Consider the following 22220-nt stretch of genomic DNA (forward strand, 5'->3'; position numbering starts at 1 on the left):
GGCGGACGTCGCCGCCACCGTGACGGCCGCTCTCCCGGCCCCGGCAGCCCGACCCGCGCGCGCCCTAGCGGATGCCCCGGGCCGGCGGCGGCGCGGTGGAGGCGCGGACGACCAGTTCGACCGGTGGGTCGTCCGGCGGCGGCAGGTCCGTGTCCGGTGCCTCGATCGCCCGCACCAGAAGCCGCAGGCCCTCGCGCGCCACGGCGTCGAAGGGCTGGCGCACCGTGGTCAGCGGCGGGGTCACGTAGGCGGCGACGGGAATGTCGTCGAAGCCGACCACACTGACGTCGTCCGGCACGCGCAGGCCGGCTTCCGTGAGGGCGCGGATCACGCCGATGGCCATGTCGTCGTTGGCGGCGAACACGGCGGTCACTCCGGGGTCGGCGGCGAGCTCACGGCCCGCCTCGTAGCCCGACGCGGCCGACCAGTCGCCGGTGAGCACGGCCGGCTGCTCCCTGCCGTGCGCGGTGAGGGCGCCGCGCCAGCCCGCCAGGCGGTCCCGGGCGGCGAACCACCGGCCGGGACCGGCGACGTGGTGGACCGTGGTGTGGCCGAGGTCCAGCAGATGCTCGGTGGCCGTCCTGGCCAGCAGTTCGGCTCCCACCCCCGCGGCCACGGTCCGGGTGCCGCCGAAAGCGGCGGGGGCGCCGAGCACCAGGACCGGGACGTCGACGCTGAGCGAGACCTCCTCCCCCTCGTCGATCGGCTCGGAGACGACGATGCCGTCCACGCCCTGCTCCAGGAGGGACTCCACGGCGCCGACGACACCTCCCGCGTCGCCTTCCAGCGTGTTGACCACCCGGAGCGCGTATCCGGCGTCCCGCGCGGCCCGCTCGATGCCGATCAGGAGCGAGGCGGGACCGTAGAGTGCGGTTCCGAGCGCGACCACGCCGATGGAGCGGGTCCGGCCGGAGGCCAGTGCCCTGGCCGCGCTGTTCAGCCGGTAGCCGAGTTCCTCGGCCGCCGCGAGCACCCGCCGCCGTACCTCGTCGGAGACGTACCGCTCCCCGTTGAGGACCCGGGACACCGTCTTCTGCGAGACGCCGGCCAGCCGGGCCACGTCCACGCTCCGCGGCGCGGGCCCACCCGTCCGTGCTCCTGCTCGCGTCATCGGTGTCTCCCCGGTTCGGACTGCGCAGTCATACGTACGCGGCGGAAGGGCCCGAGTCAATACCCGCCCTGAAAGGTTTTCCGTACTTCGCGGCGCGGTTCACGCAAGGCCCCGAGTCGGTTCAGCACCCCGGACTTCGGCACCCCGGTGGGCCTGGGCGTACCCCTGACGGCGCCGTCGGGCGAGTAGCCCGGAAGCGGAAGAGGGCAGCGAAACGCCGCGACGGTTCTTCTCGGCCCTCTCCCGAACGGCGACCATGCGATGTCATGGACATCTTGCTCGTCGCCAGCGCGTTCAACAGCCTGTCCCAGCGTGTGTACGCCGAACTGTCGGACCAGGGCCACCGGGTGGACGTCGTGCTCGCCTCGCACGGGCCCGACGCGGTCCGGGCCGCGGTGCGGGAGACCCGCCCGGACCTGGTCGTCGCCCCGATGCTGAAGTCGGCCGTGCCGGAGGACGTGTGGCAGGAGCACACCTGCCTGATCGTGCACCCGGGGCCACCCGGCGACCGGGGCCCGTCGTCCCTGGACTGGGCGATCGCCGAGGGGGCGACCCGGTGGGGTGTGACGGTGCTCCAGGCCGAGGCCGCCATGGACGCGGGCGACGTCTGGGCGGACGGGTCCTTCCCGATGCCGCCGGTGGGCAAGAGCGACGTGTACCGCAACGAGGTGGCGGACGCCGCGACGGCCGCCGTCCTCCAGGCCGTGCGACGGTACGCCGACGGGTCGTACAAGCCGCGTCCGCAGAGCGATCCGGGCATCCGGGTGGTGTGGCGCGACTTCTACCGCCAGGAGCTTCGGCGGATCGACTGGGAGAACGACAGCACGGAGACGGTGCTGCGCAAGCTCCGCGGGGCCGACTCGCAGCCCGGGGTGCGGGACGAACTCTGCGGCCGGGAGGTGTTCCTGCACGGCGGGCATCCCGAGGACCGGCTCCGGGGAGAGCCCGGTGAGCTGCTCGCGACCCGGTCCGGCGCGGTCTGCCGGGCCACCCGGGACGGGGCGGTGTGGATCCCCGAGCTGCGCCCGCGCAAGAGCTCGGGTGACCCGGCGCCGTTCCGCCGCCCGGCGGCCTCGGTGCTCGCCGGCTTCCCGGCCCCGCCCGGATTCCATGGCATGCCGGGCTCCAGCGACCGTCCGTACTGGCTGCCCGAGATCGCCGCCCCGCTCGAACTCCCCCAGGACCGCACCACCTGGACCGACATCCGCTACCGGCAACGGGGGGACATCGGGTTCCTGACCTTCTCGTTCCCCGGCGGGGCGATGAGCACCACCCACTGCCGCAGGCTGCTCGCCGCCTACCGGTACGCGCTCAGCCGCGCCACGTCGGTCCTGGTGCTCGGCGGGGCCCGCGACTTCTTCTCCAACGGCATCCACCTCAACGTCATCGAGGCGTCGAACGACCCGGCGGGCGAGTCCTGGTCCAACCTCAACGCCATGAACGACCTGGTCGAGGCGGTGCTGCGCACCACCGACCGGCTGGTGGTCGCGGCCGTCGGCGGCAACGCGGCGGCCGGCGGCGTCATGCTCGCCCTCGCCGCCGACGAGGTCTGGTGCCGCACGGGCAGCGTCCTCAACCCGCACTACCGGAACATGGGTCTGTACGGCTCGGAGTACTGGACGTACTCGCTGCCCCGCCGGGTGGGCGCCGAGACGGCCGAGCGGCTGACGACCGAGGCGTTGCCGGTGAGCGCCGCGACCGCCGAGGGGATCGGACTGGTGGACCGTCTGCTACCCGTCCCGGCACAGGAGTTCCCGGACGAGGTCGAGCGGCTGGCCGCCGGGCTCGCCGGCGAGCCGGACCTGACGGAACGGATCGCCGCCAAGGTCACGGCACGTCACGCGGACGAGCTCCAGCGGCCCCTCGCCGAGTACCGGCGGACCGAACTCGCCCGTATGCGCGCCATCTTCTTCGACCCGCAGGCCCCCTATCACGCGCTGCGGTCCGCCTTCGTCCGCAAGCTCCCGGGCGGCTCCGCGAGGCCCCTGGCCGCCGGAGACACACGATGAGCGCGCGGCTGCTCGTCGCGGGCGTCGGCAACATCTTCCTCGCGGACGACGCCTTCGGCCCGGAGGTGGTCCGCGCCCTGGAGCAGCGCCCGCTGCCGCCCGAGGTGCGGGTGCGGGACTTCGGCATCCGGGGGATGGACCTCGCGTACGCCCTGCTCGACGGCCTCGACACCGTCCTGCTGGTCGACGCGGCCGTGAGGGGACACGAGCCGGGCACCCTGTCGCTGATCGAGCCGGAGCTCCCCGACCGCGCCACGGGGGGCGCACCGCCCGAGGCGCACGGCATGGACCCGGCGAAGGTGCTGGCCCTGGCCGCCCACCTGGGTGAGGAGCCGCTCCCCCGTGTCCTCGTCCTCGCCTGCGAGCCGGAGCTGCGGGCACCCGCCGACGAGGACATCGCCCCGGGCATCAGCGCGACGGTGCGCGAGGCGGTCGGGCGGGCCGTCGAGGCGCTGCACGCCATCGTCCCGGTGCTGCTCGCCGACCCGGCGGCGACGCCTGCGTTGAGCCGCCCGGACGAATCCGACGCCCTGTCGTCGGCCGGGCTGCCGGGGACGGTGGGCGGGGGCGCGGAGGATCGGTAGCGGAACGATTTCCCTACCGACCGCGAGGAGCTGCGCCCATGTGCGAGTCGATGGAAGAGGTCACTCAGGCCGTCCTGGCGAAGAACGACGGTCTGGCCGCGGACCTGCGCGACGACCTCACCCGGCGCGGGGTGAGCGTGGTCAACCTGCTGTCCAGCCCCGGCAGCGGCAAGACCGAACTGCTCGGACGGGTGCTGGCCCGGGCGGTGGAACGGGGCCTTCCGGTGGCCGCGCTCACCGCCGACCTGGCGACCGAGAACGACGCCCACCGGCTGGCCCGCTCGGGAGCTCCGGTGAAGCAGCTCCTCACGGACGGGCTGTGCCATCTGGAGGCACGGCAGCTGCGCGGCCACGTGGAGAGCTGGCTGCCCGAGGGCACCTCGGTGCTGTTCGTGGAGAACGTCGGCAATCTCGTCTGCCCGGCCTCCTACGACCTGGGCGAGAGCCTGCGCATCGTGCTCATGGCGGTGACGGAGGGCGAGGACAAACCGATCAAGTACCCCACGGCCTTCGGGTCGGCCCATCTGGTGGTGCTCACCAAGACCGATCTGGCCGGGCCCGCCGGCTTCGACCGGGCCGCGTTCGAGGCGCATGTGCGGCGGGTCAACCCCGGGGTGGAGGTGGTGCCGTCCTGCGCCCGCAGCGGCGACGGTGTCGACACCCTGCTGGAACGGGTCCTCGCCGTACGGGACGGAGCCCCCGTTCATCGGCCGCCCCTGACGCCCCGTCCGCACACCCACAGCCATGAGGGCGCCGAAGCCGGCCTCGTCTCGTGACAGCCCCCGCGGCCCAGGTGGTGCGCCGCCGCGTCACCGTGCGGGGCACCGTGCAGGGCGTGGGGTTCCGCCCGTTCGTGCACCGCCTGGCCACCGACCTCACGCTCGTGGGGTTCGTGAGCAACACGGCGAGCGGTGTCCTCATCGAGGTGGAGGGCCCGCCGGACGGTGTCGCCGCCTTCTGCGACCGGCTGACGACGCGGCCGCCGCCGCTGGCCACCGTGACCGGCGTCGGGCTGGAGGACCTGCCCGTCACCCGCGCCGACGGCTCCTTCACCATCCGCTCCACCGACCAGTCCCCCGGGCGCACCCTCCTCCCGCCCGACACGGCGACCTGCGCCGACTGCCTGCGGGAGCTGGCCGATCCGGCCGACCGCCGCCACCGGCACCCGTTCGTCACCTGCACCCACTGCGGGCCGCGGTTCACCATCGCCACGGGCATGCCGTACGACCGGGCGGTCACCACCATGACCGGCTTCCCGATGTGCCCCGACTGTGCCCGGGAGTACGGCGACCCCGCCGACCGGCGCTTCCACGCCCAGCCCGTGGCCTGCCCCGGCTGTGGCCCGCGGCTGCGCCTGGTGCCCGCCCCCGGCAGCGGTGTCCGCCCGGCCCGCGACGCCGACGCCCTGGCGACGGCACGGGCCCTGCTGGGCGCCGGGCGGATCGTCGCCGTCAAGGGGCTGGGCGGCTACCACCTGGCGTGCGACGCCACCGACGCACGGGCCGTGGAGACGCTGCGCGCCCGCAAGGCGCGCGGCGGCAAACCGTTCGCGGTGATGTGCGCCGACCTGGACGCCGTACGGCGGATCGCCGTGCTCTCGGCTCCTGAACTGGCCGCCCTCACCGGCCCCCGGCGCCCCATCGTCCTGCTGAGCCGGCGAACGGAGGGGACGGGCCTCGCGCCCGGTGTCTGCCCCGGCAGCCCGCACCTGGGCGTGATGCTGCCCTACACCCCGGTGCACACCCTGCTCTTCGGCCTGCCCGGCGATCCGGCGGGCCCCCGCGTCCTGGTCATGACGAGCGGCAACCGCTCGGGGGAACCCATCGTCACGGACGACGACGAGGCACTGACCCGGCTGGCCGGGCTGGCCGACGCCTGGCTCGCCCACGACCGGCCCATCGCCTCGCCCTGTGACGACTCCCTGCTGCGGGTGCGCCCCGACGGCACCGAGCAGGTGCAGCGCCGCTCCCGTGGGTACGTGCCGCGCCCGCTGCGGCTGCCGGTGCCGGTGCGGCCCGCGCTCGCCGTGGGCGGCGACCTGAAGAACGCCCTGTGCCTCGGCGAGGGCGACCAGGCCTGGTTCGGCCCGCACATCGGCGACATGGGTGATCTGAGCACCCTGGCGGCGGCGGAGCGGGCGGCGGCGCACCTGCGGTCCCTGACCGGCGTCAGTCCCGAGGTCGTCGCCGCCGACCGGCACCCGGGATACCACTCGGCGCGGTGGGCCGCCCGGACGGCCGGACACGCCCCCGTGCTGGTCCAGCACCACCACGCGCACATCGCCTCGGCGATGGCCGAGCACGGCCTCGACGGCACCGCACGCGTGATCGGCGTCGCCTTCGACGGCACGGGCTACGGCGACGACGGCACCGTCTGGGGCGGCGAGATCCTCCTCGCCGGCTACACCGGTTTCCGCCGCCTGGCCCACCTCGCCCCCGCCCCGCTGCCCGGCGGGGACGCGGGCGTCGCCAACCCCTGCCGGCTGGCCCTGGCGCGGCTGTGGGCGGCGGGTCTGCCGTGGGACCCGGACCTGCCCGCCGTCGCCGCTTGCACACCCGATGAACTGGTGGTTCTGGAACGGCAGTTGGCGCGAGGTGTGGCCTGCGCCGCGACGTCCAGCATGGGCCGGCTCTTCGACGCCGTGTCGTCCCTCGTGGGTGTGTGCCATCGCGCGGGGTACGAAGCGCAGGCCGCCCTCGAGCTGGAGGCCGCCGCCGCTTCGACCCGGGAGGACGGTGCCTCGGCCTACACCTTCGGCTTCGCCGACGGCGTGTTCGACCCGGCGCCCGTGCTCGGCGCGCTGGTCGCCGATCTGCGGCGCGGCACCCCGGCCCCCGTGCTCGCCGCCCGCTTCCACCGCGCCGTGGCGCGGGCCGTCGCCGAGGCCTGCCGGCGGGCGCGCCAGGACACCGGCCTGGCCACCGTCGCGCTCAGCGGCGGGGTGTTCGCCAACGCGCTGCTGGAGGAGGAGTGCGCGCGGCTGCTGTCGGAGGACGGTTTCACGGTCCTCCGACACGGCGAAGTCCCGCCGAACGACGGCGGTTTGGCCCTCGGCCAGCTGGTGGTCGCGGCGCACCTACGACAGAAGGAGTGACCCATGTGTTTGGCAGTGCCCGGCAAGGTCGTGGCCATCGAGGACGGCGCGGACCCGCTCACCGGGCTCATCGACTTCGGCGGAGTGCAGAAGCAGGCGTGCCTGGAGTACGTGCCCGATGTGCGGGTGGGTGAGTACGTCATCGTGCACGTCGGCTTCGCGCTCCAGCGCCTCGACGAGGAGTCGGCCCTGGCCTCGCTGAAGCTGTTCGAGGAACTGGGGCTGCTGGAGGAGGAGTTCGGCGACGCCTGGGAGCAGGCGGCCAAGGAGGCGGGAACGGCGTGAAGTACATCGACGAGTTCAACGACCCGGATCTGGCCCGGCGGCTGCTGGACGAGATCCGTGCCACCGCGACCCGGCCGTGGGCCCTGATGGAGGTGTGCGGCGGGCAGACCCACTCGATCATCCGGCACGGCATCGACCAACTACTGCCCGAGCAGGTGGAGTTGATCCACGGCCCCGGCTGTCCTGTCTGTGTCACTCCGCTGGAGGTCATCGACAAGGCGCTGGAGATCGCCTCGCGGCCCGAGGTGATCTTCTGTTCCTTCGGCGACATGCTGCGGGTCCCCGGCACCGGCCGTGACCTGTTCCGGGTCAAGGGCGAGGGCGGTGACGTGCGTGTGGTGTACTCGCCGCTCGACGCGCTGGAGCTGGCCCGCCGCCACCCGGACCGGGAGGTGGTGTTCTTCGCGATCGGCTTCGAGACCACGGCCCCGGCCAACGCGATGGCCGTGCACCAGGCGCGCCGCCTGGGGCTGGGCAACTTCAGCCTGCTGGTGTCGCATGTCCGGGTGCCCCCGGCGATCGAGGCGATCATGACGGCGCCGGAGTGCCGGGTGCAGGGCTTCCTGGCCGCCGGGCACGTGTGCAGCGTGATGGGCACGGCGGAGTATCCGGAGCTGACCGAGCGGTTCCGCGTGCCGATGGTGGTGACCGGGTTCGAGCCGCTGGACATCCTGGAGGGCATCCGCCGGGCGGTCCGTCAGCTGGAGCGTGGCGAGCACCGGGTGGAGAACGCGTACCCGCGTGCCGTGCGCGAGGAGGGCAATCCGGCCGCCGTGCGCATGATCGAGGAGGTGTTCGAGGTCACCGACCGGGCCTGGCGCGGGATCGGGCGGATCCCGGGCAGTGGCTGGCGGCTGAGTGACGCCTTCCGCGCGTTCGACGCCGAGCACCGCTTCGACGTCACCGGGATCCGTACCGAGGAACCCGCCGAGTGCCGCAGCGGCGAGGTGCTCCAGGGACTGATCAAGCCGACCGAGTGCGCCGCCTTCGGCACCACCTGCACCCCGCGTACGCCGCTCGGCGCCACCATGGTGTCCAGCGAGGGTGCCTGCGCGGCGTACTACCTGTACCGCCGGATGAACGCCCCGACGCCGCAGGCCGAAGGGGCCGCGCGGGAGGAGATGAACCCCGTTGCCTGAGCAACTCGCCGATGTGGTCGACCCGGCCGGCTGGACCTGCCCCGCCCCCCTGCGCGACCAGCCGGTCGTGGTGATGGGGCACGGCGGTGGCGGCGCGCTGTCGGCCGAGCTGATCGAGCAGGTCTTCACACCCGCCTACGGCAACCCCACCCTGGCCGGCCTCGCCGACTCCGCCGTCCTCGAACTGGGCGGCGCGCGGCTGGCGTTCTCCACCGACTCCTACGTCGTCCGGCCGCTGTTCTTCCCCGGTGGCAGCCTGGGCGACCTGGCGGTCAACGGGACCGTGAACGACCTGGCGATGAGCGGTGCGCGGCCGGCGTACCTCTCCGCCGCCTTCGTGCTGGAAGAAGGCGTGGAGCTGACGGTCGTGGAACGGATCGCGCGGGCCATGGGCGCGGCGGCAAAGGCCGCCGGGGTCACCGTCGCCACGGGTGACACCAAGGTGGTGGAGTCCGGGCACGGCGACGGGGTGTACGTCACCACCGCCGGTGTCGGGCTCGTCCCGGACGGGGTGGACATCCGGCCGCAGCGGGCCCGGCCCGGGGACGCCGTGATCGTCAGCGGGCCGATCGGCCTGCACGGGGTGGCGATCATGAGCGTGCGGGAGGGGCTGGAGTTCGGCGTCGAGGTCGCCAGTGACACCGCTCCGCTGGCGGATCTGGTGGCCGCGATGCTGGCCGTCACGCCCGACGTCCATGTGCTGCGCGACCCCACCCGGGGTGGTCTGGCGGCGTCCCTGAACGAGATCGCCCGGGCCTCCGGGACCGGGGTGCGGCTCCAGGAGCGTGCCGTTCCGGTGCCGGACGCGGTGGCGAACGCCTGCGGGTTCCTCGGGCTCGACCCGCTGTACGTCGCCAACGAGGGGCGGCTGGTCGCCTTCGTTCCCCCGTCGGAGGCGGAGCAGGTGCTGGCCGCGATGCGGGCCCACCCGCAGGGCGCCGGGGCCACGCTGATCGGCGAGTGCGTCGCCGACCATCCGGGCATGGTGGTGGTCGCCACCGGTCTCGGCGGCACCCGGGTGGTGGATCTGCCGCTCGGCGAGCAGTTGCCGCGCATCTGCTGACCGGGCGTGCGAGGGGGCCCCGCCGGTGTGCCGGCGGGGCCCCCTCGGGCTATGCCGGGGTCGGTGACGGCTCGATCCCGGCGATCTCCAGTTCCCGGCCGCTGCGCAGGTCGCTGGAGGGCTGGTCGCAGCGCGGGCACCAGAAGAACGGTGGCATGCCCACCGGGAACTGCTCGGCGCACGGGCCGCACCAGGCCTGCGCGGGGACCTGCTCGACCACGAGCCGGGCCCCCGCGAGGGCGGTGCCGTCACGGGCCACCTCGAAGGCGAAGCCCAGCGCGTCGGGGACGACGCCCGCCAGCTCACCGACCCGGACGGTCACGGCCGAGACCGCCTCGGCCCCGTCCGCCCGGGCCAGTTCGTCGGCCCGCTCGATGATCGCGGTCGCGATCGACAGCTCGTGCACGGGCTGCTCACGGATAGCGGCGGCCCGCGCGGAAACCGCCGGCCATCCGCCAGATCCGCACCTCGCGCCGCAGGCTGGGCAGCTCCCAGGCCAGCAGCGCCAGGGTCGCGCCGCCCATCAGGGCGGCCTCGGCCATCAGCACCCGCTGTCCGCTCCTGCCCCGTCTGCGGGTGACGCGTCTGCGTACTCGTTGCACCTTCATTGCGGCGACTCCCTGCTCTCCGTCATCCCGGCGGGATGTTCGGCATGACCTCCACGAGGGCGTCATGCCGCTTCCAGTGGATCCCCGTGGAGCGGCGCGCGTCGGCGGTGCCGTCCGGGTGGTGCCCCTTCTGCTCCTCGTACCGACCCCTGTTGCCCTGGTGCATGCCGGTGACATGCCCGGGCGTGTCGGGCTTGGCCTGGGGCCGGCCCACTCTGATGCTGCCCATGGGGTGTTCTCCTTCCTCGCCTCCGACCTGCGGAGTGCGTGTTCATGACCGCTCGGTGAGTTCCTCGAAGAACTGCTCGACGGCCGGCCAGATCCGGCCTCCGCCGGACAGACCGCGCCACTCCCGGCGGACGACGGCGACCATCCGGTAGCAGTCGTCGATCGGTGCGATCCAGTGGTGGTCGAGGCCGTGGACGGTGTTCACCAGCAGCGCCTCCACGTCGGGTTCCACGGTGGCGAGCTGCGGACACGTCCGGGCCAGTTCCTTCCAGGCCGCCGTGTCCACCTCCCACCGCATGGCGCCCGCGGGGCTCGGGCCCTCGGCGGTGACCGTGCCGTCCGCCCGGGGCACGAAGAAGACCATGCCCACCGGTACGCCCAGCGCCGCCGTGTCGACGGCGGGCAGCCGGACCCGGCGCCGGGGCACGAGCCGGTAGCGGCCGTCCCCCGCCCCGGTCCCGGCGAACAGCACCGAGCAGGGGCGGCACACACAGCGCACCTCGTCCTGCCCGGTGTCGTACAGATGGGCGTGCTCGTCGGCGACGGGCGCGGCGCACAGGTCGCACACCTCCGTCCGGGCCGCCGCCGTGCGGTCGGCCGTGGAGCGGATGAGGCGGGCCAGGGCCCCGTCCGTGGTCACCGTGCGCCCCGGTGCGTCAGCGTGGTCAGCGGTACGAACGCGGGAGCCGGCGTCGTCGGCAGTGGTTCCACCGCCGTCAGCTCCGGCGCCACGGCGAGGACGGCCTCACGGACCGCGTCGGTGACCTGGGTGGCTCCGTCACCGCAGCCGGAACCGCACCCGCCGCCCGACGTCAGGCGGACCCGGCCGACCTCCCCTTCCACACCGGCCCACTCCACGTCGCCGCCCCGCTCCTGTACGGCGGGGCGCAGCCGTTCGACCGCGCGGGCCGCCCGGAGCTCGGCGGGCTCGGGGTGGATGTCGTGCAGCACCAGCAGGTGCCCCAGCAGCTCGTCCTCGGCGAGGCTGCCGGCCAGCTGCTCGTCGGCGTGGTCCAGGACGCGGGCCAGGGCCTCGCCGTAGACCTCGGTGAGCAGCCGTACCGCCTCCGTGGCGGGGCCGGGGACGGGCTCCAGCCCGTCCAGCACCTCGTCGAGCCGGGCGAGCCGGGCCTCGACGTCCGGGTCCGCCAGCCGTTCCGGCGCGGCGGCCTCAGCCATGGTTCGCCCCGTACGTCGGCGAGTGCAGGGTGGTCAGCGTCTTGCCCTTGCCGACGTACATGTGCACACCGCACGGCAGACAGGGGTCGAAGCTGCGGACGGTGCGCATGATGTCGACGCCCTTGAAGTCGTCCGGCCCGTTCTCCTCGAAGATGGGCTGGCCCTGGACGGCGTCCTCGTACGGCCCCGGGGTGCCGTACATGTCACGGGGGCTGGCGTTCCACGGGGTGGGCGGGTACGGGTGGTAGTTGGCGATCTTCTTGTCCTTGATCACCAGGTGGTGGGAGAGGACACCGCGCACCGCCTCGTGGAAGCCGCAGCCGATCGCCTCGTCGGGCACCTCGTAGTTCTCGAACACCTTGGTCTCGCCCGCCCGCACGAGTCCCATGGCCTCCTCCAGGAACTGGAGGGCCATCGCGGCCGCGTAGGCGACGAAGTACGGCCGCGCGCGGTCGCGTTCGATGGTGTTGCTCCACTTCGGGATGCGCCACTCCAGGGTCGTCTCCGGGAGCGACTCACCCTTGGGCAGGGAGATGCGCACGCTGTGCCCGGTGGACTTGACGTACGGGGTGTCGACGAGGCCGCTCAGGGCGGTCGACCACAGCCGGGCGAGCGGGCCGCCGCCCGTGTCGAGGGCGAGGTGGTCCCCGGTGCGGGGGTCGAGCCAGCGGGGGCTCATCACCCAGCTGTACTTGTCGTCGAAGTCGCGCTTCTGCGGTACCGGGACGGTGGTCTGGTTCCACGGATGGCGCATGTCGACGGGGTTGCCGAGCGGGTCGTGGGTGACGAAGGGCTGCTCGTTGACCCAGTCCTCGTAGTAGGAGCTGCCCAGCAGGATGCGCAGGCCGAGGTTGATGTCGACGAGGTTGTTGGTGACGAGTTCGCCGTCGACGATGACGCCCGGGGTGACGTACATCTGCTTGCCCCAGGTGTTCATCGTCTCGTAGCGGTAGTCGACGGTCCTGGGGTCCTGGAAGGCGCCCCAGCAGCCCAGCAGGGTGCGGCGGAGGCCGACCTCCTCGTAGCCGGGCAGCGCCTCGTAGAAGAAGTCGAAGACGTCGTCGTTCATGGCGACGGCCTTCTTCACGAAGTCGATGACCCGCATGAGCCGGCTGAGGTAGTCGGTGAAGGCGGTCGGCTGCGGCATCGTGCCGACACCGCCCGGGTACAGCGTCGACGGGTGGACGTGCCGCCCCTCCATCAGGCAGAACATCTCCCGGGTGATGCGGCTGACCTTCAGGGCCTCCTTGTAGACCTCGCCCTCGAAGGGGTTGAAGGCCCGCATGATCTCGGCGATGGTGCGGTAGCCGTGGATCTCGCCGCGGGGTGCGTCGGTGCGCTCGGCGCGGGACAGGAGGCTGGGGTTGGTGGACTTGACCATCGCCTCGCAGAAGTCCACGAAGACCAGGTTGTCCTGGAAGATCGTGTGGTCGAAGATGTACTCCGCCGCTTCGCCGAGGTTGACGATGTAGTCGGCCAGCGGGGGCGGCTTGACGCCGTAGGCCATCTGCTGGGCGTAGTCGGAGCAGGTGGTGTGGTTGTCGCCGCAGATGCCGCAGATCCGGGACGTGATGAACCCCGCGTCGCGCGGGTCCTTGCCCTTCATGAACACCGAGTAGCCGCGGAACAGCGACGAGGTGCTGTGGCATTCGACGACTTCCCGGTTGGCGAAGTCGATCTTCGTGTAGATGCCCAGGTTCCCGATGATCCGGGTGATCGGATCCCAGGACATGTCCACGAGCTGTGGCGTCTTGCGCTCCGTGGGCCGGGCCTCGGTTGTGGTCATCTGCGGTACTGTCCCTCGCTGTCGGTGTTCGGTCGGTGGGTCGTGCGGTGCGTGCCGGACGTCATCGGGCCCGCCAGTGCGGGTCGTAGCCGCTGGTCAGCTTGCGCTTGTTGTGGCGCCATTTGGGCTCGTGGTTGACCAGCTCGTTGGTCATGCCGCGCAGGCGGCGGATGACCGCGCCGTAGGGCTTGATGGCCAGGGACGACAGGGTGCCGCCGGGGGGCTCGTCCATGAACGGCATGAAGGCGTCGGGGAAGCCGGGCATCGTGCAGCCGATGCAGATGCCGCCGACGTTCGGGCAGCCGCCGATGCCGGCCATCCAGCCGCGCTTGGGCACGTTGCAGTTCACGACCGGGCCCCAACAGCCCGTCTTGACCAGGCACTTGGGCGAGTTGTAGTCCTTCGCGAAGTTGGCCTGCTCGTAGTAGGAGCCGCGGTCGCAGCCCTCGTGGACCGTCTTCCCGAACAGCCACTGCGGGCGCAGCATGTGGTCCAGCGGGGGCGGGGGCGCGGAACCGGCCGCGTGGTAGAGGACCCAGACCAGGGTCTCCATGAAGTTCTCGGGCTGGATCGGGCAGCCGGGCACGTTGACGATGGGCAGCCCGCCCCGGGAGGTGTAGTCCCAGCCCAGGTAGTCGGCGAGGCCCATGCAGCCGGTCGGGTTGCCGGACATGGCGTGGATGCCGCCGAAGGTGGCGCAGGTACCCGCGGCCACCACCGCCCAGGCCTTGGGGGCCAGTTGGTCGATCCACCAGTTCAGGGTCTGCGGCTCGCCGGTCTCCGGGTCGTTGCCGAACGACGTCCAGTAGCCGTCGCCCTCGATGATGTTCTGGTTCGGGACAGAGCCCTCGATGACGAGGATGAACGGCTCCAGGTCGCCGCGTGCGGCCGCCCGGTAGGGGGCGAGGAAGTCCTCGCCGCCCAGGCTCGGGGAGAGCACCTTGTTGACCAGGTTCACCTTCGGCAGGCCCGGGATCAGGCCGAGCACCAGGTCCTCGATGGAGGGCTGGCCGGCCGCGGTCAGGGAGACGGTGTCCCCGTCGCAGCTCATGCCTTCGGAGATCCAGAGGATGGTGATCTCGTCGAAGCCCTGTCGCTCCTCTGCGCGGCTGGGTTCCTTGCTGACCTCGGCGGTACTGCTGTTCGTTGTCATGTCACTCGGCCTCCGCTGCGGGGGTATCGGAGTCGGTCGTGTGCCGCGCCTCCTTGGCGGCGGCGGGAGCCGGTGCCGGCGGCTCGTCCGGGTCTCCGGCGGGCTCGAGCGGTTCGAGCTCGTCGGGCCGGAAGTAGTGGAAGCGGCCGTACCAGGTGTGCAGTTCGGCTGCGGGGTCGTCGTCGAGGGTGACGGCGAGGTGCACGCTGCCGTCCACGTCGTGGAAGACGGCGGCGACCCGGGCGGTGCGGCCGGCCAGGAACATGTCCTGGGCGTCGGCGCCCCGGCCGCGGGGGCGGAGCCGGACGCGGCTGCCCCCGCCGAGGGACACGCCGTCGACGAGCACGGTGTCGGTGGCCGGGGACAGCCCGTCGTCGGCGCCCTCCTGCCACCACGCGGGGCGTTCGGGGGAGGCCGGCTTCGCCGGGGTGACCGGTGCCAGCGAGCGGACGGCGCCGTGCAGTCGTTCGAAGACCTCCTGCGGCATGGTGTCGACCCGGTCGAGGATCGCGGCCGCCCTCGGGTCGGTGGCACGTGCCTCGCGCTTCTCCTCGTCGGTCAGCAGCATCGTGCGCAGCGTGAGGATCTCGTCGATCTCGGCGGCGTCGTGGAGGTCGCCCGGGCTCTCGGGGGCCACCTGGGGGTGGTCGGGCAGGATGATCGGGGCGGACAGCAGGACCTGCGCTTCGTCGTCGGCTCGCCCGCCGAGGACCGGGAAGGTGAACTCGTTCCGGCACGAGCGGGCGAGCGTGCGCAGGTCGGCCGGCGGATCGATCAGCGAGACGAACTCCACGCCCTCGCCGCCGACGAGGGTGTGGGTGGCGATGAGCGCCCGGCGCAGTGCCTCGTCGCGCGAGGTCGTCGACCGCGGCGCCGGCCCGCTGTTCGTGGTGCGCACCCTCAGCCGGAAGAGGTCGTCCTGGAGCCGCTCGGCGGTGACGGTGGTGTCGGCCCGGACCTCCTCGCGGCGCCGCACGATCCGTCCCGCGCCCGCGGGCAGGGGCTCGACCTCCTCGCCGGCCGCCGCGCCCACGGGAACGGTGCGTCCGCCCTGGAGGAGTTCGTCGAGCGGTACGTCGACATCGCCGTCACGCGGCACGGCCTCGTCGAAGGTCAGATGCGTCGTGCCGTCGTCGGTGCGCAGCGACACGACGGCGTGGTGCCGGCCGTCCGGGCCGGCCTCCTCCACCTGCTTGTGCTGCATCTGGAGGTAGCGGACCCGCACCCGTACGGACGCGCCACCGGGGTGGCTGGTCCGCAGCAGGCACTCGGTCTGCTGGTACCAGGAGTCGGCGGAGCCGGACACGCCGGGGACGACGGGGCCGTCGGACTCCACCCAGTCCCGCGGGAACAGCACCCCGAACTGCCATCGGACACGGTTTTTGGCGGATGACCGGCGGTAGGGGTAGAGGAGGTAGCCCTCGTAGAGGACGGCGTCGGCGACGGCGCTCATCTGCTCGAAGGCGTCCGGGCGCCGGTCCTCCGGCACAACCGCGCCACCGCTCGCGGCGGCGCGCTCCGCGCCGTGCCTCGGGGCAGCGCACGTCGTGCCGCCCTCGGCCAGTACCTCCGCCATCGCGCCTCCTTGTCCGGGTGTGCACGCGCATCCCTTCCACCACGGTCACACCGCTCATCCCCTGTCGCCTCCTCCGGCGCAGTGTCCTTGGGCCGTTCGGGTCCGGCGCGGGGTGGAACGGGGCTGCACGAACCGGCCGGCCGGGGGAAGACGTCACACCATGAACCAGCCGACGACCCACCGCCCCCGCACGTCCACCAGCCCCGCCGTCACGACCCTGGCCGACCCGCTGGTGAACAAGGGCACCGCCTTCAGCCGGGAGGAACGCGCGGAACTCGGTCTCGACGGGCTGCTGCCGCCCGCCGTGGAGACCCTGGACGAGCAGGTCGCCCGCGCCTACGAGGCGTTCCACGGTTACGACAAGCCCCTCAACCGGCACATTTATCTGCGCCAGTTGCAGGACACGAACGAGGTGCTCTTCTACCGTCTGGTCACCGAGTACCTGGAGGAGCTGCTGCCCGTCGTCTACACCCCGACGGTGGGTGAGGCGTGCCGGCGTTTCAGCGAGATCTACCGACGGCCCCGCGGTCTGTTCCTGACGTGGGAGGACCGGCACCGTTTCCGGGACATCCTGCGCAACCGCCCGCACGGGCGCCAGGACGTGGACGTCGTCGTCGTCACCGACGGGCAGCGCATCCTCGGCCTGGGCGACCAGGGCGTCGGCGGCATGGGCATCCCCATCGGCAAGCTCAGCCTCTACACGGCGATCGGCGGCATCCATCCCGCCCGCACCCTGCCGATCCTGCTGGACGTCGGCACCGACAACGAGGACCTGCTCGGCAATCCGCGCTATCTGGGCAGGCGTGAGCGCAGGCTGACCGGTGCCGAGTACGACGAGATGATCGAGGCCTTCGTGTCGGCGGTCGAGGCGGAGCTGCCCGGAACGCTGCTCCAGTGGGAGGACTTCGCCACGGCCCACGCCCATCCGATCCTGGCGCGCTACCGGGACCGGCTGCTCACGTTCAACGACGACATCCAGGGCACCGCGGCCGTCACACTCGGTGCCCTGTCCACGGCGGCGGACGTGGCGGGCACCCCGCTGGCCGAGCAGCGCGTGGTGATCCTGGGGGCGGGGTCGGCCGCCATCGGTGTCGCCGACATGATCCGTACGGCCATGGTCGACGAAGGGCTGACGGAGGACGAGGCCACGGCACGGTTCTGGATCCTGGACGTGGACGGCCTCCTGGTGCGCTCGCGCGGTGAACTGACGCCGCAGCAGCGGATGTTCGCGCGGGACGACAGTGAGGTGACCGGCTGGGACGGCACCGGCCTCGCCGAAGTGGTGCGCCGGGTCGAGCCGACGGCGCTGATCGGGCTGTCGACGGCCCACGGCGCGTTCACCGAGGAGGTCGTGCGGCAGATGGCCGCCACCTGCGAACGGCCCGTCGTCTTCCCGCTCTCCAACCCCACCTCGCACTCCGAGGCCGATCCCGCGGACCTCACCCGCTGGACCGGCGGCCGGGCGCTGATCGCCACCGGCTCGCCCTTCCCGCCGCTCACGGTGGACGGGCGTGAAGTGCCGGTCGCCCAGTCGAACAACGTGTACGTCTTCCCGGCCATGGGGCTCGCGGTCACCGCGAGCCGGGCCACCCGGGTCACCGACCGCATGCTGGTGGCCGCCGCCCGCGCCGTCGCACGGTGTGCGGTGCGCGCGGCGGACGGCGACGACGTGCCGGTGCCGCTGCTGCCGCCCCTGAGCGGGATGCGCGAAGCCGCCCGCGAGATCGCCCTGGCCGCGGCTCTCGCCGCCGTCGAGGACGGGGTCGCGCCGCGGGCGACGGAGGAGGAACTGCGCACGGCGATCGCGATGGCGCAGTGGACACCGCGGTACGAGGACTAGACAGGACCGCGCACGGGGGCCCTTTTCGGCTCGCCCGAATCGTGCCATGCTCATGTCGCCACACACCTGAACAATGTTCACGAACATGAACAGGAGTGGATCATGAGTGCAGGAGCACGATTAGGCGCCCTCGTCCTGGCCCTCACGACGCTCGTCACGGGAGCCGTGCCGGTCGCCTCGGCCCGGACGCAGGCGCACCCCGCGCACCGAATCCCGGACACCGCCGTGCTGGACGGCGCGCGTCTGCAACGGACGAAGATCCTCCTGGACCACGGCGACCCACAACTCCGGCGGGCCGTCGGGACGTTGCGGACCCGTGCGGACAGATGGCTGGGCCAGGGGCCCTGGACCGTCGTCGACAAACCCCGGCCCGCTCCCAGCGGTGACGTCCACGACTACCTCAGCCAGGCCCCGTACTGGTGGCCCTCCAAGACACCGACCTCGGACAACCCGTGGGGCTGCCCCTACGTGCAACGCGACGGCGAGCGCAACCCCGAGGTCGACTCCGGCACCGACCGGCAGGACGTCGAGAAGACGTTCGACTCCGCGTACGACCTCTCTCTCGCGTGGTACTACACGGGCGAGAGGCGGTACGCCGAGAAGGCCGGGCAGGTCCTGCGCACCTGGTTCCTCGACCCGGCCACGAGGATGAACCCGAATCTGAACCACGCGCAGTTCATCCCGTGCAAGTACGACGGCCGCGCCATCGGCATCATCGACTTCTCCCAGTCGTACACCAGCGTCCTCGACGCGCTCGCGCTCCTGGAGACCGGCGCCCCGGGCTGGACCGCGAAGGACCGCACGGGCATGAAGAGGTGGAACACCGCCTTCCGCGACTGGCTCGGCACCAGCGACTTCGGCAAGCAGGAGGCCGCCGCGGGCAACAACCACGGAACCTTCTACGACCTGCTGCTCGCCGGACTCGCCTACGCCACCGGTGACCGGGAGCTGGCCCGCCGGACCGTGCTCGACGCCCGGGTCAAGCGCATCGTGCCGCAGATCGCGTCCGACGGCAGGCAGCCCCAGGAGCTGACCCGCACCAGGAGCTGGCACTACTCGGCCTTCACCCTGGTCGCCCACGCCCGGCTGGCGGCCATCGGCCGGCACGTCGGAGTGGACCTGTGGGCCTATCGAGGCCCTGAGGGCCAGAGTCTGTTCAAGGCGGTCGACTACCTCCTGCCCGCCGCCACGGGTGCCGCCGCCTGGCCGCATCCGGAGCTCGAGTTCGACCGGTACGCGGCGACCGATGTCGTCCACGCGGCCGCCGACGCCGGAGACGGGCGGGCGCGGAAGGCCGTGCCCTCGCTGGAGGAGCCACCGGGCGGCGACCTGTGGGCGCTGCGCCCGGCGGCGGAACAGCTGGACTCCATCGCGGGCTGACCGGACCCCGGCCGGTCAGACCGTGGAGAGGTCGATCGCCCGGTCGACGTCCCGCGGCCGCAGCACGCGCAGGATGCCCTCCAGCAGGTAGTAGTCGGCATAGGGCAGGGAGATCTCGACTCCGTCCTCGGCCGGGCGGTTGCGGGTGCAGCGGGCCACCACCGCTTCCGCCCGGGCCGAGTTCCTCGTCAGGCACGTCTCCGACAGTGCGGTGAGCAGCCTCAGGGCCACCTCGCGGTACGTGCCTTCACCGGTCGCGGCGGACAGGTCGAGGAGCCCGCAGGCCATGATCGCTCCGGCCGACGCGTCCTTGACGTCGTGGGGCTGCTGCGGCGCGCGGTAGTCCCACACCGGGACGTGGTCCGGGGTCAGGGCCGCGACCGCGTAGTCCGCGAGCCTGCGGGCGGTGGCCAGGAAATCCCGCTTCCCGGTCCTGCGGTACATGGTGGTGAACCCGTACAGTCCCCACGCCTGCCCGCGCGACCAGCACGACGTGGGGCTGTATCCCTGCACGGTGCCCGGGCCGAGCGGCGCGCCGCTCTCCGGGTCGAAGTCGTAGACGTGCGGGGTCGATCCGTCCGGGCGCGGGAAGACGCGCTGCGCGGTCCTCGCGTGCTGCACGGCGATGTCCAGGTACCTCTCGTCGCCGGTCTGGCTGCTCGCGAAGGCCAGGAGATCGAGGTTCATCATCGTGTCGATGATGACCCGGCCGGCGTTCTTCGGGTCGTCCAGTGCGCCCCACGCCCTGATGAAGCGCCCGCGCGGGTTGTACCGTCGGCTCAGCGAGTCGGCCGCCCGCAGGGCGCCGGTCCGCCACGCCTCGTCACCCGTGAGCCGCCAGGCGGTGACCCAGGACGGGTAGAAGAGGAATCCGAGGTCGTGCGTGCCGGTGTCGTCCTGGCGAGGGGCCAGCTTCCGCGCCGAGGCGAGCGCCTGGGCGCGGAAGGCTTCGTCCCCGCTGTGCAGCCATGCCATCCACAGCGTGCCCGGCCAGAATCCGCCGACCCAGCCGCCGTCCTGCGAGTAGACCCACTTCTCGAACTGCGTGCCCACGGGGAAGGCGGTCACGGCCGGCGCGACGGCGCCGATCTTCTCGACGGCGTAGTCGGCCGCCGCGCGGAGCTTGCTCAGGGCGGATGCCGGTGCCCGGCCGGAAGCCGCGTACGCGACCGCGGCCGGGGCGGACGAGGCGCCTGTCACCGCGGCACCGGCCGCCGTGGCCAGCACAGTGCGCCGGGAAACACTCATGTCGGTCCTTCCGGATGAGGGGATGAGCGATCGTCAGCGATGACAGGTGGTGACGCCCGGGCGCCAGGGACACGCGATCCCGGCGAAGCCGCCGCCCGCGACCACGTCCACGGTGAGGGCGTCGCCGCCCCGCAGTACCTTCCGGTTCCGCACGAGTCCGCCGGTGCCGTCCTCGATCGTCTCGACCAGCCACCGTCCCGAACCGATGGTCAGCGGGACCTCGGCCGTGCGGGCGGCACCGGCGTACACCCCGCCCAGGAACCAGCGGTCACCGCTGCGGCGGGCGAGCACGGCTTCCTGCCCGGGCCGGCCGGTGAGCAGCCGGGTGTCGTCCCAGGCGGCCGGGACCTGGTCGAAGAAGTCCCGGGCGAGCGGGCGGGCGTCGTACGACTCGGGGGTGCCGGCGAACATCTGGAGGCCCGACTCGTAGGCGACGGCGAGTCCGGCCTCGGCCGCGTCGGAGTTGGGGCGCAGTCCGACGCGCTGGAAGGCTCCGGGGGTGAAGTCCATGGAGCCGAGGACGTTGCGGGTGAAGGGCAGGGTGGTGAGGTGGGCCGCGGTGTTGTTCCGCTTCTCCTCACCGGCGACGCCCTCGAGGGTCATGACGTGGGGCCAGGTGCGCTGGATGCCCTTGGGGATCGTGGAGCCGTGGAAGTCGACCATGAGGTGGTGGGCGGCGGTGTCCGCGAGGACGGCGTCGTACCACTTCAGGGTCGGTTGCGCCTCGGAGTCCATGAAGTCGATCTTGACGCCCTTGACGCCCCACCGTTCCAGGGTCGGCAGCCACTGTGCGCGTTCCTCGGGTGTGTCGAGTTCCCGCTGGTGGATCCAGACGATGATGCCGACGCCCTTGGCGCGGGCGTACGCGGTGAGTTCGGGCATCCAGCTGTTGGTCTGCCAGTCCGGGTCGGTGGTGTCCCACGCGTCGGTCCTGAAGTACCAGCCCGCGTCGACGGCCTCGTAGGGCCAGTTCCGCTCGGCGGCGTAGTCGACGTACGCCTTCTGCGCGGCGAGGCTCTGGCCGGCCGGGCGGCCGCCGGCGAGCCAGGTCCACAGCACGGTGCCGGGCTTGATCCAGGACGTGTCGGCGACCTTGGAGGCCGGCGCCAGGTCGTCGGTGAAAGTCGAGCGGGTGACGGTGGCCAGGTCGCCGGTGACCATGGCCCGCCAGGGGGTGGTGAGGGGCCCGTCGGTCTTCACCCGGGCGTCGGCCAGTTCGACGCGGTAGGTGCCGCTGCCCTTGTCGTGGGCGAGCCGGGCGCCGGAGTAGGTGCCGGTGAGGTCGGACTCGGCGAGCAGGGTGTATCCGCCGGCCGTCTCGAACAGGGCCTGGTCCGAGTACTCGCCGGTGGGGGCCGTGGCGGCGGTGTACTCGGTGAACTGGCCCTCGTTGTCGGCCCGGTAGGTGCCCAGCCAGGCGCGTGCGTCCGGCGGCAGGTGGAACGCGGAGGTCTCGCCGAGCACGTCACCGTGCCCGGCGGGCAGCACGTAACGGTAGGCGACTCCGTCGGCGGAGGCCCGGACGAGCAGATCGAGCCGGGCGCCGGCGGGGGTGGCGAACGACAGCCGGGTCTCGTGCATGCGAACCCGTCTGTCCAGTCGTTTGCCGGACTTGGTGCGGTACCGCTCCTCGACCGTCCGGTTCTTGCGGTGCAGGAAGCGTAATTCCCGGCTGGCGTCGGCCTGTTCGGTGACGATGCCGACGGGTGACGGCTCGATGACCGTACGGCCGTCACGGGTCACCGACAGGTTCAGTGTGCCGGTGCTGTCGTCCAGGGTGATCCGCGCGCGGGGCGCGTGTGCGCCGGCGGACACCGTCCAGGCGTGCTCCTGCTTCTCCGCTCGGGCAGGGGCGGTGGTGAGGAGTGTGGCCGCCAGTCCGGCGCACAGCGCGGCGACCGCGGTTCTGATCGGAAAAGCCATGAAGAACCCTCCGA

20 protein-coding genes are annotated in these 22220 nt (G+C 72.5%); 9 read left to right on the top strand and 11 right to left on the bottom strand.

What is annotated here, in order from left to right:
* Nucleotides 1–64 precede the first annotated feature (64 nt).
* Entirely contained in the window at nt 65–1111 is a 1047-nt protein-coding gene (locus ABEA82_RS15215) for a LacI family DNA-binding transcriptional regulator (protein ID WP_345661996.1), read from the bottom strand.
* A gap of 266 nt (nt 1112–1377) precedes the next feature.
* Here ABEA82_RS15215 and ABEA82_RS15220 point away from each other — a divergent pair, with 266 nt between their 5' ends.
* Genes ABEA82_RS15220 through hypE form a run of 7 tightly spaced genes read left to right on the top strand, consistent with a single transcriptional unit; the run spans nt 1378 to nt 9285 of the window.
* On the top strand, nt 1378–3120 hold the full coding sequence (locus ABEA82_RS15220; RefSeq protein ID WP_345661997.1) for a hydrogenase maturation protein: 1743 nt from the start codon (nt 1378–1380) through the stop codon (nt 3118–3120).
* Complete coding sequence (locus ABEA82_RS15225; protein WP_345661998.1) at nt 3117–3704, top strand: hydrogenase maturation protease; 588 nt, start codon at nt 3117–3119, stop codon at nt 3702–3704. Before ABEA82_RS15220 ends, ABEA82_RS15225 begins: the two co-directional genes overlap by 4 nt.
* A 38-nt stretch (nt 3705–3742) precedes the next feature.
* Nucleotides 3743–4480 (top strand): hydrogenase nickel incorporation protein HypB, encoded by a 738-nt coding sequence (gene hypB / locus ABEA82_RS15230; RefSeq protein WP_345661999.1) that lies wholly within the window; start codon nt 3743–3745, stop codon nt 4478–4480.
* Nucleotides 4477–6798, top strand: a complete 2322-nt coding sequence (gene hypF, locus ABEA82_RS15235) for a carbamoyltransferase HypF (protein WP_345662000.1) — start codon at nt 4477–4479, stop codon at nt 6796–6798. The genes hypB and hypF overlap by 4 nt, the downstream gene beginning before the upstream one ends.
* 3 nt (nt 6799–6801) lie before the next feature.
* The gene (locus ABEA82_RS15240; RefSeq protein WP_003988167.1) at nt 6802–7083 is read left to right on the top strand and encodes a HypC/HybG/HupF family hydrogenase formation chaperone; all 282 of its coding nucleotides are present in this window, start codon (nt 6802–6804) and stop codon (nt 7081–7083) included.
* Complete coding sequence (gene hypD / locus ABEA82_RS15245) at nt 7080–8222, top strand: hydrogenase formation protein HypD (protein WP_345662001.1); 1143 nt, start codon at nt 7080–7082, stop codon at nt 8220–8222. Before ABEA82_RS15240 ends, hypD begins: the two co-directional genes overlap by 4 nt.
* Nucleotides 8215–9285: a hydrogenase expression/formation protein HypE gene (hypE, locus tag ABEA82_RS15250; RefSeq protein ID WP_345662002.1), complete on the top strand. Its 1071-nt coding sequence runs from the start codon at nt 8215–8217 to the stop codon at nt 9283–9285. The genes hypD and hypE overlap by 8 nt, the downstream gene beginning before the upstream one ends.
* A 49-nt stretch (nt 9286–9334) precedes the next feature.
* On the opposite strand, the gene hypA is transcribed toward hypE, so the two are convergent.
* The 8 genes from hypA to ABEA82_RS15290 form a co-directional block, all read right to left on the bottom strand.
* Nucleotides 9335–9691, bottom strand: a complete 357-nt coding sequence (hypA, locus tag ABEA82_RS15255) for a hydrogenase maturation nickel metallochaperone HypA (protein WP_345662003.1) — start codon at nt 9689–9691, stop codon at nt 9335–9337.
* A 7-nt stretch (nt 9692–9698) separates the two neighbouring features.
* A complete protein-coding gene (locus ABEA82_RS15260; RefSeq protein WP_345662004.1) occupies nt 9699–9893 on the bottom strand; it encodes a hypothetical protein in 195 nt (64 codons plus the stop codon).
* 22 nt (nt 9894–9915) lie between these two features.
* Nucleotides 9916–10122, bottom strand: a complete 207-nt coding sequence (locus tag ABEA82_RS15265) for a hypothetical protein (RefSeq protein ID WP_345662005.1) — start codon at nt 10120–10122, stop codon at nt 9916–9918.
* Nucleotides 10123–10164: 42 nt separating this feature from the next.
* Nucleotides 10165–10761 (bottom strand): DUF5947 family protein, encoded by a 597-nt coding sequence (locus ABEA82_RS15270; RefSeq protein WP_345662006.1) that lies wholly within the window; start codon nt 10759–10761, stop codon nt 10165–10167.
* Nucleotides 10758–11300, bottom strand: coding sequence for a NifU family protein (locus ABEA82_RS15275; protein ID WP_345662007.1), 543 nt, complete (start codon nt 11298–11300; stop codon nt 10758–10760). The genes ABEA82_RS15270 and ABEA82_RS15275 overlap by 4 nt, the downstream gene beginning before the upstream one ends.
* On the bottom strand, nt 11293–13086 hold the full coding sequence (locus tag ABEA82_RS15280) for a nickel-dependent hydrogenase large subunit (RefSeq protein ID WP_345662008.1): 1794 nt from the start codon (nt 13084–13086) through the stop codon (nt 11293–11295). The genes ABEA82_RS15275 and ABEA82_RS15280 overlap by 8 nt, the downstream gene beginning before the upstream one ends.
* Nucleotides 13087–13147: 61 nt before the next feature.
* Nucleotides 13148–14239 carry an NADH-quinone oxidoreductase subunit B family protein gene (locus tag ABEA82_RS15285; protein ID WP_345662009.1) on the bottom strand — a complete coding sequence of 364 codons (1092 nt, stop codon included), beginning with the start codon at nt 14237–14239 and terminating at the stop codon, nt 13148–13150.
* Between the two features lies 1 nt (nt 14240).
* Complete coding sequence (locus ABEA82_RS15290) at nt 14241–15815, bottom strand: hypothetical protein (RefSeq protein ID WP_345662010.1); 1575 nt, start codon at nt 15813–15815, stop codon at nt 14241–14243.
* A gap of 160 nt (nt 15816–15975) precedes the next feature.
* Here ABEA82_RS15290 and ABEA82_RS15295 point away from each other — a divergent pair, with 160 nt between their 5' ends.
* Together ABEA82_RS15295 and ABEA82_RS15300 are read left to right on the top strand one after the other, a co-directional pair.
* Nucleotides 15976–17655 (top strand): NAD-dependent malic enzyme, encoded by a 1680-nt coding sequence (locus ABEA82_RS15295; protein ID WP_345662011.1) that lies wholly within the window; start codon nt 15976–15978, stop codon nt 17653–17655.
* Nucleotides 17656–17757: 102 nt separating this feature from the next.
* Nucleotides 17758–19035: an alginate lyase family protein gene (locus ABEA82_RS15300; protein ID WP_345662012.1), complete on the top strand. Its 1278-nt coding sequence runs from the start codon at nt 17758–17760 to the stop codon at nt 19033–19035.
* Between the two features lie 15 nt (nt 19036–19050).
* Here the strand turns inward: ABEA82_RS15300 and ABEA82_RS15305 are convergent, their stop codons facing one another.
* Both ABEA82_RS15305 and ABEA82_RS15310 read right to left on the bottom strand, forming a co-directional pair.
* The gene (locus tag ABEA82_RS15305; RefSeq protein WP_345662013.1) at nt 19051–20283 is read right to left on the bottom strand and encodes a glycoside hydrolase family 88 protein; all 1233 of its coding nucleotides are present in this window, start codon (nt 20281–20283) and stop codon (nt 19051–19053) included.
* A 33-nt stretch (nt 20284–20316) separates the two neighbouring features.
* Nucleotides 20317–22206, bottom strand: a complete 1890-nt coding sequence (locus ABEA82_RS15310; RefSeq protein WP_345662014.1) for a glycoside hydrolase family 97 protein — start codon at nt 22204–22206, stop codon at nt 20317–20319.
* Nucleotides 22207–22220 lie beyond the last annotated feature (14 nt).

This window comes from Streptomyces venetus, from assembly GCF_039540295.1.
GTDB lineage: Bacteria > Actinomycetota > Actinomycetes > Streptomycetales > Streptomycetaceae > Streptomyces > Streptomyces venetus.